9 protein-coding genes are annotated in these 10763 nt (G+C 42.9%); 2 read left to right on the top strand and 7 right to left on the bottom strand.

What is annotated here, in order from left to right; genetic code table 11:
• Nucleotides 1–1130: 1130 nt before the first annotated feature.
• On the bottom strand, nucleotides 1131–2084 hold the full coding sequence (locus AB4263_RS22065; protein ID WP_102320871.1) for a LysR family transcriptional regulator: 954 nt from the start codon (nucleotides 2082–2084) through the stop codon (nucleotides 1131–1133).
• Between the two features lie 136 nt (nucleotides 2085–2220).
• Between AB4263_RS22065 and AB4263_RS22060 the strand changes: the two genes are divergently transcribed.
• Both AB4263_RS22060 and AB4263_RS22055 read left to right on the top strand, forming a co-directional pair.
• A complete protein-coding gene (locus tag AB4263_RS22060) occupies nucleotides 2221–3042 on the top strand; it encodes a DUF4437 domain-containing protein (protein ID WP_102320870.1) in 822 nt (273 codons plus the stop codon).
• 116 nt (nucleotides 3043–3158) lie between these two features.
• The gene (locus AB4263_RS22055) at nucleotides 3159–3674 is read left to right on the top strand and encodes a DUF3299 domain-containing protein (protein WP_102320869.1); all 516 of its coding nucleotides are present in this window, start codon (nucleotides 3159–3161) and stop codon (nucleotides 3672–3674) included.
• A 435-nt stretch (nucleotides 3675–4109) separates the two neighbouring features.
• Here AB4263_RS22055 and AB4263_RS22050 read toward each other — a convergent pair whose 3' ends face one another.
• The 6 genes from AB4263_RS22050 to AB4263_RS22025 form a co-directional block, all read right to left on the bottom strand.
• Nucleotides 4110–4658, bottom strand: coding sequence for a hypothetical protein (locus tag AB4263_RS22050; RefSeq protein ID WP_151416712.1), 549 nt, complete (start codon nucleotides 4656–4658; stop codon nucleotides 4110–4112).
• 434 nt (nucleotides 4659–5092) lie between these two features.
• Entirely contained in the window at nucleotides 5093–5698 is a 606-nt protein-coding gene (gene cas6f, locus AB4263_RS22045; protein ID WP_372098907.1) for a type I-F CRISPR-associated endoribonuclease Cas6/Csy4, read from the bottom strand.
• Between the two features lie 9 nt (nucleotides 5699–5707).
• On the bottom strand, nucleotides 5708–6739 hold the full coding sequence (csy3, locus tag AB4263_RS22040; protein WP_372098906.1) for a type I-F CRISPR-associated protein Csy3: 1032 nt from the start codon (nucleotides 6737–6739) through the stop codon (nucleotides 5708–5710).
• Nucleotides 6740–6745: 6 nt separating this feature from the next.
• Nucleotides 6746–8833, bottom strand: coding sequence for a type I-F CRISPR-associated protein Csy2 (locus AB4263_RS22035; RefSeq protein ID WP_372098905.1), 2088 nt, complete (start codon nucleotides 8831–8833; stop codon nucleotides 6746–6748).
• A gap of 2 nt (nucleotides 8834–8835) precedes the next feature.
• A complete protein-coding gene (locus AB4263_RS22030; RefSeq protein WP_017064055.1) occupies nucleotides 8836–10047 on the bottom strand; it encodes a TniQ family protein in 1212 nt (403 codons plus the stop codon).
• A gap of 312 nt (nucleotides 10048–10359) precedes the next feature.
• The coding region (locus tag AB4263_RS22025) for a hypothetical protein (protein WP_372098904.1) at nucleotides 10360–10763 on the bottom strand (404 nt) is incomplete at its 5' end.

Raw genomic sequence — 10763 nt, 5'->3', positions numbered from 1 at the left:
TGATGCTTGCAACATAAGTCTTCATAACGCAAACCAATTATCAAAGAGTTAAAGTACAATTTGCAACATAAGTTCGCATAACATTGCATCGAAAGTCTGCAAATTTGAACAACGACTAAGATTCAACGTAGTAAATTTACTACGCTCCAATTAATCCTCTAGACAGAATCGCTTGGTGATCACAAGAGATGAGTTAATGCGCTAAGAAGCTTCTGTCGGATAGGCGGCACCTGTTACCAGGTGCCTCCCTCCTCAGAACCGTACGTGCAACTTTCACTGCATACGGCTCAAGCCTCCACAAAGGCACCGTTAAGCACCCAGTAACAAAATTACCTTTGCGATACACACTCAAAGCTTTAAAACTGACCCAATGACCACTTGATGAATAAGAAACCACGGTTCGTTGTCAGAAGACGCACTAATTTCATTCGAAATCATCATTTGCTTTTCTTCTTTAATAAAGTTCTTCAAGCTATCTCGCAACGGGAGACCAGTTAGAAGTCAGCTCGCTTTCGCGCCAGATATAAACCTGTATCTACTTCATTACAAAGTAGCATTCGCTTTTTCTAACCTCCTTTACCTGCATACCTATCGGCAACCTTCACAGGCTGCTTTCCCATAGGGAGATATACAGGCTTACCCTGTTCCGTATGTCGCGTAAAATGTCAACTTAGATGCCCACAATGGTGCGGAGAGTGCAATGACCACGAAAGAGTAATGTCCAATCTCTTTCCGACTCTCGTTGCCTTTTGGCTACAGCGTATTAACCACTTCCGCTGCTTCATCATATAACGCGCCTTAAATGGATTCACATTACATTCATCATATTGCCCCCCTAGCACTCACCCAACTTGTGGTTGTCAGGAGAAACGTCCTCTCACGATTCCGTTCCCGCTCAGTTTAACGACCAAGCTTCGTTACATTGTCAGAGCCGCTGCTTTATTCAGGCTCTTAGGGGCATCTGGTGGTACAGATGGTTCACTCTTCGTGGTGAACAACGCTTCATACGACTTCAGGTCGCACGGACATTTCTGAGTTAGCACTTTTGCTAAATTAGGGAAAGACGAATTAACTGAAGTATGGCAAACGCTGGTTTAGCTTGTCTCTAGAACAATTATTGGCGACCATAGCTAGTTATCCAACGGCCATTCACGAGTTTCAATCAACCCTTGCTCAAGCAAGTTGTCGCGAAGCTGGTGAATCCTGACTTTTAGCTCATCACGTATTAATCGAATCGCTGGAGAGATCAACTGACGACTCGGTAATATCAGCCACATTTCGGTCAGTGGTATATCGCTATTAACTAATATCCTCTCTAATCGGCCCGCGAGTAAATCTTCACCGACATCAATAGCGGATTTCTTCGCTATCCCCACCCCATCAATACACCACCGACGAACAATATCACCATCATTCACAGCTCGATCACTGTTCATTTTTATTCTGTATTTTTGATCACCATGATAAAGATCCCAACCGTCGTGCACGACTTCGTACAGTTTGTAGAGCAAGGCTTTATGTTGATATAAATCATCAGGAACCAAAGGTCGACCATGATTTTCAATATAATCAGGAGAAGCGCATAGAACATGAGGGATATCGCAGATCTTAAATCCATACAAGTTGGATTCTTGCGCGGCACCTTTAGTCATAGCTCGTAACGCCACATCGACCCCATCGCGGTAAAAATCGGTTCGGCTATCACTCACATGGAGCCTCAATGACAGGTCTTGATGCTTGTCCATTACATCATTAAGCAAAACGCGCATCAGGTTGCGCCCCATCTCAGAAGACACCGCGATACGAACTTCCCCACTGATGGATTGCTGCTCTTCATTGACCAACACCTGCCCTTGTTGCAACAAATCCAATGCTTGTTGGCACAAAGGTAGATACCGCTCACCCTCTGGGGTCATGCGCATCTTTCGCGTCGTTCGAACAAATAACTCGGCTCCTAACTCTTGCTCTATCCGTTTTAATGACACACTTGCAGCAGAAGAGCTCATATCAAGTTGATTCGCCGCGGCTGTAATCGATTGAAGCTCAGCAACTTTCAACAAAACCTGTAAATCTGAAATTTTCATCACTATACTCTTCACTACTCGAATGGTCAGTTTTATTATCCACGATTTAAGGAAAGTGTATTAAAGATTAGCCCGTTTATCGAATGAATAATTTTGAATATTATTAATCTCAAGCAAATACAGCAGAGACATTACTATGAAATCATTATTTAAAGCATCGACATTAGCACTAGCCGCAACGCTACTTACTACACCTTCTTTTGCCGATGAAGGTTCTTCAAAAGTTGTCGCGGTAAACGATATTGAGTGGGGTTATCTAAACCCTTTGCGCGGCGTACTTAGCCCGGGAGCTGCGGACCTTTGGGGTGACCGTACAACGGATACCGCAACAGGTATGTTGGTACGCTTTAACAAGGGTTTTGAGTCACCACCGCACATTCATAACATCACGTACCGCGGTGTGGTCATTGAAGGTCAAATGCATAATGACGATCCAACATCAGAAAAGATGTGGATGCCAACAGGCTCGTTCTGGACGCAACCAGCAGGTGAAGACCACACCACTGCCGCAAACGGTGAAACAAACCTAATCTACCTTGAGATTGATGCGGGTCCATATCTAGTTCAACCATCTGAAGAGAAGTTCGATAATGGCGAACGTCCTCTAAACTTGCATAAAGACAATATCGTGTGGCTAAACAGCAGTGATCTTCACGATATCAAAGTAGACGGTGTTCAATCAACGTATGTTTGGGGTAGCACTTCTGACATGGGTGGTTCAATGATCAAACTGCCTGCCGGCTTTGAAGGAAAAATCACCACGGACGCAAGTGAGTTCCGCGCCGTTGTGATTGCAGGCTCGATTGAGTACAACTCAAAAGAACAAAGCAGCAATCTTACTTTAAACCCGGGAAGCTACGTGGAATCTGAGGGCAAGTTCTCTCATAACATCACCAACACGGGGGACTCTGAGGCAACAATCTACATCCGTACTAACAGCAAGTACCAAGTGAAATAAGCCCTAGCTCGCTTTGTCCCTCGCCATCGGCTTAATCCCCCTTAAACCGGTGGCAATTTCCATCGACGCGCAAATCTGTGCAGCACAAGGGTTATGTACAATACAAAGGTTAATATATGAAACACATATTGTTCATCGCTTCTTTGATCATGGTGACATTCAGCTCTGCCTCTTTTGCAGCAAACCAAGTGCGCGATGAAAATACGGTAGAAATTGAGTGGCTTGATCTGATCCCAGAAAGCGAACGTGCACGCGTCAGCGATGAAACCCTTGCTGCCCTTGACCATAGTGCGAATGTTGCTCAGCAGGCTCTAGTGGGAAGTGTTCGTCCAGAACTGAATGGCAGCAACGTCAAAATACCGGGTTTCGTGATTCCATTAGAAGGGGACTCAGAGTCAATCTCTGAGTTTCTTTTGGTTCCCTTTTATGGTGCGTGTATTCACGTTCCACCACCACCTCCAAACCAGATTATTTACGTCAAGTTTGAAGAAGGGACTCCAACTAAAGACCTTTGGGATATCGTTTACATCACAGGAACCTTGAAAACAGAAACAGTAATTTCTGATGACATAGGGGTCGAGTCAGGCTATTCCATTGAAGGTGCGAGCTTAGAGATATATAACAAAGTGTGATCTAGTAAAACTAGAGACTCTATAGGGCTGCGGGTGACCCAAACCAATGATCTGGTAGTGAACAACTAAGGAAAGAGCCATTTGGTTAGCCCGCACTTCACTAGACACTGCACTGGTTAGAAAATGTAGACCAAATGGCTAGCCTTGAAGTGTGACAGACATGCATCCCGAATTGGAATGGGGCACTTTCGAGTTAGAAAGTGCCACGGGTAAAAATTCAACCAGAGAAGCTTGTGGACAAAATCGAGTTTAGTTTTGTGCCAAATTATAAAACCTCGGATAGCTTTAGGTATGGAGTGGCCTAACTGATATCCAATGATAGTGGGGCGGATCAGATAGTCCTTTTGTGCTCCCCAAACAAGATCATTACTATGAGAAAAGCTAACAACAAGCCGTAAATTATAATTAATAGAGGCTTTCCAACTAAAACCTACCTCAGCTATGACTGGTGATCGCTGCTTCTGTTGCTAATTTGAGCTTTGTGATTTTATCACTAGTCATCTCAAAGCTACTGTCATATTTGTTCGTTGAAGCAACTCGAAGTTGGCGCTCGACAGACATCAGATCACCAATAACTCTACGTAACTTAGCTGCTGACATACGAATCTGTTTCATTATTTGCATCACTGACGCCCCTGAAACGATAACGCAACCACTCATGGTGTAATACTTTGCATTGAGAATCATTTCAAACTCTCGGATACAACTATTAGCAACAAGCAGCTCATCAATAGTTAAGCTGTCAAAGTAGCTCTCAACATGCGCTGATCGTTCTATCTCGCGATAAGCCTCCCTTAGCTTTTGGGCTTGATCATCTAGTTGACCAATAATAATATTCGCTAATTCATAGTTTTCATCTGATAGATAAAATTCGTCATTTTTATACTCTGATTCTTCCAGACGAAGTGCCATAACTTTAGCAATGATATCGCTTATACTATCATTAGCACTGCCATCAAAAGCTGCCTTGATAATTTTACTCATACCGTGTCTCTTGTTTACTACAACCTCAAAAGTATTATAGGGATATGTTGGTAAAATGATAAGCCTGGCTAATTCAACCTATGAAGATTCTGGAAACTTCCGTGTTAAAAAACACCTCGGATAAAATCGACCAACTAATAAAAAACCATCAAGCCTAAACATGATGGTTTTGATTCTTAACTGCTTGCTCAGCAGGCTGGTTGCTTTCTTCCTGGCCTATTCTTAGCTGCCTATGCGGCAGGACACTTAACCGGGTTTCAACCTTATGTGCGCGACATTTTCTTAGCTGCCTATGCGGCAGGACACTGTTAACTATAGTCGCTAAGCTGTTAATTCCACGGGTTTTACATCGCAAATCCATAAAATACCCTTTTTCTTCTTACTTCTGTAAGTCCTTGTTTTTAAATCTCTAAAAACGGGCTGTCAAAAAAGGGTCAAACACGTAACTCTGGAACCGTGCCTTTTCTCTCTTGATTGGTGGCTAAACCATAACTATTAAAGTTTGCTGCATCGCGCTCACTAACAAGCTCCTTTTGTACAAACAAAATATAATCTTCCCCAGATGAACCGCTGGAGATTGGGATTCGATGAAAACTATCGATGATTCGCTCTTCATTAGTGGCTGGTAATGATTGTCCATCACCAGAGAAATCGGCTCTCGCCATGCTACGTTTGATTCGACGTTTCTTGGAGCCCAGAAAACTTTTCCCAATCGTTTGATTACGGGTAAACCTCACCTCAACCGCAATGTCAGGCACCTCACAAACACTGGAGATCTCAAATAAACCTTCATTTACCATCACAGAGAAATAGGGCTGAAAAGCGAGTCCAATCATCATCTCTTTATCTTCAGCAACAAAGGCAATGGTTTGGCCAACTGTAGATTCGTTCCAGTCCGGAAAACTCACACCTATTTTATTCATGGCTTGTCGGTTATTGACCATAAACAAGTGCATTTGGGATATACACCGTCCTGCCAATAATTCATGGTCGGCTTGTGCAGGCATGTAACGTATTAAGAAATAGTAACGCTTAGTCATATCTATCCCTTACTTCGCTTTAGAACAATTGAATAGGCCGCCTTTGATCAAGACAGACATGATGAAGTGCACATCATTTGGGATGACTTGAGAAGCTGTCATGCTTTCAATCCAGTTCTCTGTATTTCTGACTAATTGGTAAAAGTCATTTCCATGGGACACGTGTCGCCTTGCTATAACGTATTCTCGATCTGCCCCATATTCGTTCACTCTTAATGGTTTATCTGCGTTTTCATGCCACCAATCGTCAATCGATTGCAATGCGGCTCCAACTTTTTGACCATGAAACGCAACGGTTTCCTTTCCGTTCAATAGTTCGACGGTAGCTAACTGCTTAGTCGGAACACCATCTTCTCGGCTATCTAAAAACTCTTGGCTTGGGTAAACCTCATCTCCCCAACCAACTCCAATTTTAGCTTTGACATCCATGTAGAAATATTCGGTCGGGTCAGAAAGGGCTCGCATCAAATAGGCTGTGAGCTTTTCTAGGTATTCTGCTGAAGCCTCATCCCAATGACCATACCAAGAAAGCCTTGTTGCGTTTTCTATAATCAAGGTTTGCGAATCACTGGTGGTCACTTCTATCGACAATTGTCGACACTCTCTGTTTCTCCAAAGCCAACTGCCAAGCAGTATATTCTTCGCGTATCGATGAGCGAGCTCCTGATAGCCATTGAGATCTTTATAAGTATTAGCCAGTAACGAAAGTTTACTGCGCACTTCATCGTCACTACAGATATCAGGGGTTAGAGAATTGGCTCGAATTCGAAGCGGGAATGCACAGTAGATATCATCTACACCCGGCTTTACGTAACACTCTTCGATGAACTGAGGATTGGAGTAAGATAAGTCTTGTGGAGCAACATTCTTTTTTACGAACTTGCCCCCTTTATATGCTTCTGCATAACCCCCTTTTGGTGCGCGCAACCTAGTTCTATCAACTTCAAGGGGACACATTTCACCATTTTTAGATAGATAGTAGAAATAGGCTTTGCCTGCAGAAAGAGAGCGAACGTAGTTCAGCTGTGTGCAAAGTTCCATAAACGATTAATCCCTATAGTTTTTTATAAGAATAGTTTCGCTACTGCATTCTATCGACCAAAAGGCGTGGTTTAAAAAGTGATCTCTTCCACTAAAACGTACTTCTATGGGGTTAACTCGCTGAGCAAGCCCTATCGCATTCTCTGCATAAGCGTGACAACTGGTGATTGAGTTGCCCCGTTTAGTTGGTTGTTCTAACAAATGGTAGCCAATAGAAACTGGCAAGTTATCAGCATCTTTAGTGATTAAACGTTCTAGATCATTAAAATCATTCGGCTGTTTTTCACTTGGATATAACCATCGCCCGTATGCTGGTGACCCTTTTAAGACATGGAAAAGCTCACTCCTACTAGTAAACGTCCTTAGCCACTCAATCTGCGTCGATAGCTGTGGTTGGTATAATGCCCCTCCGGCGAAAGCAACGGGAAGGGCCGTTTTAAGCGCGGACTTAAAGTCTGAAATTCGGCTGTCACTGTGGACTCTGATAACTAAGTCTATTTCTAGGCCCGCCAATCGTTCACTACGAATAGTTGGTCGCTTCGCGTTAGAAACCGTTCGTGCTTTGGCAACTGAGTTGGGTTCGGTAAGCTTCGCTGTCGGTTGAATCTTCTCGCTTCGAACATAAAAAGAGAAACTCGAAAACTCAAACGGGGAATCACAATTAACTAGCTTATTAAACTCTCTTTGGTAATGGTGCATGAACCCCCAAATAGCCGCCAAAGAAGGAGCACCACACAGATATGGGCTACTCATTGCGACCGCGTCTTGCACTCTCATTGATGACAAATAGATATACTGCTCACCCGTTACCTTATCTTCATTGCCATTTGGTTTACTGAGTTGTTCGAGGACCCATACAATTTGGGCTTTGACGACCTGCATAAGCTTAGGGTGATAAGCAAACTTTGCGGCATACTTATTATTCTGAAACGTGAGATGCAAGTGACGGTTAAACTCACTAGCTAAGGAGCCTAGATCCGATTCAGGTAACGCCAAAAAGGCTTGAGCCAAAGTGTCATCATGTTCCAATTTCTGTTGATTAGGGTCAGCATCAACAATATCTCTTAACTCCATTAATGGAAGCATCCACAAGGCTATCTGCTTTCGCAATATCTTACTTCTAACCTTACGAGTGCTCTCTCTTTGCTTCTGTGTTTTTGATGGTTCTGATCCAATTAAGTGATTTAACACCTGACAAATTTTGGCGTTAGTTACCTGATAGTCATCAAAGTAGCGGCCACTCTTTTTGCGACTTTCAGGTAACGTCCCACCCTGCGCTGGTTTAACGTCTAGCGGATAGTTTAGGACTTTCATATGCCCACCTAAACTGCCACACAGATTCCCATTATTTTGTGGATTTGGCTGTGAAGAAGACACAAATTTGAGTTTACTTTCACGACTTCTCGCTTTTATTTCTAACTCACATTGAGTGGTATGACTAACCACAGGTGTGACCGAAACGTAATCACCATTCCATGGAAATTGTAGTTGCTTACTGTAAGTACTAACACTGTTGGGAAAGGAGCTATCAGGAAGGTCTTTTGCCAGCGTAAGTTGTAATCGAGAAAGTGACTCAGCCTCCAATCCGAACTCTTTAAGCAGCTCTAGCCAAACTGAGTTTTCTTGCTTAATTAGAGAAATAATACACACAGGCTCTGATTGCCAACTGAATGAGCTTAGTAACCACAATACATGACGATACTGCGCAGGGCTATGCGACCATCCCAATCGTTGCTCTAGTACTGAGCTTGAAATAAACGACTCGGTTGTCGTAAGAGCCTGTGCAACTATCCGCTGATTTTTAACTCGGCAGTCTGGAAACTTGAGATTATGAGTGTGGAACCATTTGATCTCATCAAGGGATGCCTCTAGGTTCTCTGCGGCTTTTAAATGCCTTTTAGCGCGGGCAATATCCAACCAATCCGAGCATCTATCTGATTGATGGCTTGAACTGAGATTAAGCAAAATCGTTAACGCCTCTTTTTCACACCCTTCAACACAGACATCTTCTGTATAAGGCATGAACATCTTCTTTAGCGTAACCTGCTTTACTGCTTCGTCTTCAATTGTTAATAAGTCACTTAATTTCGTCATAATTACCACTCAGGTAGATACACACTTAAACCATCACTTTCAGAGCTCATTCGAGTCAACTTTGTTTCGATGACACTTCTTAAAGTAAACGCCGATTCATGACTCGCTATCTTTGTATGCATTCGCGGCCTGATCGCGGCTTTAATCTCACCAAACTCATACAGCCGATACACTTCATCCGTTGTACAAGAGAGCAATGTGGAAGCTTCTAAGGGGCTGAGCAGTACATCACCGATATTTCCTTTAGCGCTTGAAGGCACTGTTGCCACTAGCTTTGTAAAGTAAGCTAACACCTGAGTAAGTACGATATTGTGACTCAGCTGCCGACTGGGTAACTGACGGCAATCTTTAAGCAGAGCACCAAAGGCTTCATTGAAAAATACCTTCTTCCAATCTTTTACTCGAACGAGTTCTGCCTTCTCTTTCAAAGCATCGAAGTCTTGCCACAATGAGGTTGGCCAAGAGCCGCAGTATTCGATGAATGATTCGAAACTGAAGTCATCGATATTGCCATAACGATTTACATACCAAAGTAAAAAGCCATAGCGCTCAGATAACGTCATTTCTCCTTTTAGTAATCCCAAGGATTTTGAATCATTCCCTGACAACCATTGAGCAACTAATACCTCCACCTCTGGCGCATCTTCTACTGGCGAATTTCGGAGTTCGAAACCACATTCACATTGGCTAATAATCTCGGTACTTTGGTATTCAAGCCTCGACTTACACTCAGGGCAGTGATGAATCAGCTTACAGCCATGATGTTCACAAGCTTGGTGAGAGATAAATTGCCACTGCTGGCGAATGTAGGGAGCTTCGTCAATACACAGCGGGCAAATAGGCGTGAAGCGTTTGCGAAGAAAAGCATAAGGGTAATCAACCCCGAATCTATGTACAGCTTTGTATTGCGGAGAGAATTGAGCTTTTGAATGTGATAGCGCTAGGCGCAGTACACCAAAGTTATTGAGCTTTAGTTGGTTCTCAAGATGAATGAGAACCCGCACTCGCATTTGGCTTGTGGTTTGAGCGTGGTAGATATTAACTCGTTCGAGCTCTAAGGGGAAAGAACCAGCCATCGCTTCATGCTGATCCATGGTGTCGAACCAGATGTCTTCGGCGAAATGAGAAAATCGCTCGTAACCTTGCTCTTGCGATAAACGCAACAAGAAGCTTTCAAGCGATTCGTCAGAATAAAGTTGAATGTCTGTATTCACATGCCACCTAAAACTTAGAGTTTCTAAGTTTTAGTATCGGAGATATTTCATGCATTGCAACCATAGAGGCCAACATATTTTGCAAAAAACGCCTATGAACTCATTCAAAATACGACAGAATCGCTTGGTGATCACAAACTATGATGCGAAAGAGCTAAGAAAATTCTGCCCCAAAATTCGTTAGATTAAATACTCTACATATTTTTTGGGGCCCGCGTTTTCCCTACAAAATCTAATCTGGTTTTAGGAGGGCCAGATAAAGCTCATTTAGGGGTGGCGTACAATTGTATAAGTCCATATTACTTTTCCATCTTAGCCATTAGCATTTGGTTTTGAGGGTTTTATAAGTCGCTCTATATCTTTTAGAATCGGGCTTTCTGGGTTGGACTCTTTGATAATTTCATGAATCAACTCTAGTGAATCTTTATCTGAGAAGAATTCTTGTTTTATTTTGATTGCAGTATCTACAAGACCATCGGTTTCTATCTTAACCCCAAGACCTTCAAATGAACCTCCACAAATCAAAAGAGTTAAAGTAACGGGTAAAATCCAACCATTAAACCCAATTTTTATTGGACTGTTATAGTTAATATTTGTAACTCGTAGCACATCTGAATTATCACCGAAGTATGGAGCCCAGTCTGGGTCTGTTCGGAAATATACTTTCTTTTCTTTAGCCAGAAAGCCCTCCAGTGCTGCATATTTCGGAGCATTCC

The organism is Vibrio sp. 10N.261.55.C5 (assembly GCF_041470505.1).
Classification (GTDB): domain Bacteria; phylum Pseudomonadota; class Gammaproteobacteria; order Enterobacterales; family Vibrionaceae; genus Vibrio; species Vibrio crassostreae_C.
The sequence above is the reverse complement of the archived record's forward strand: the minus strand, read 5'-3'. Positions and strand labels throughout refer to the sequence as shown.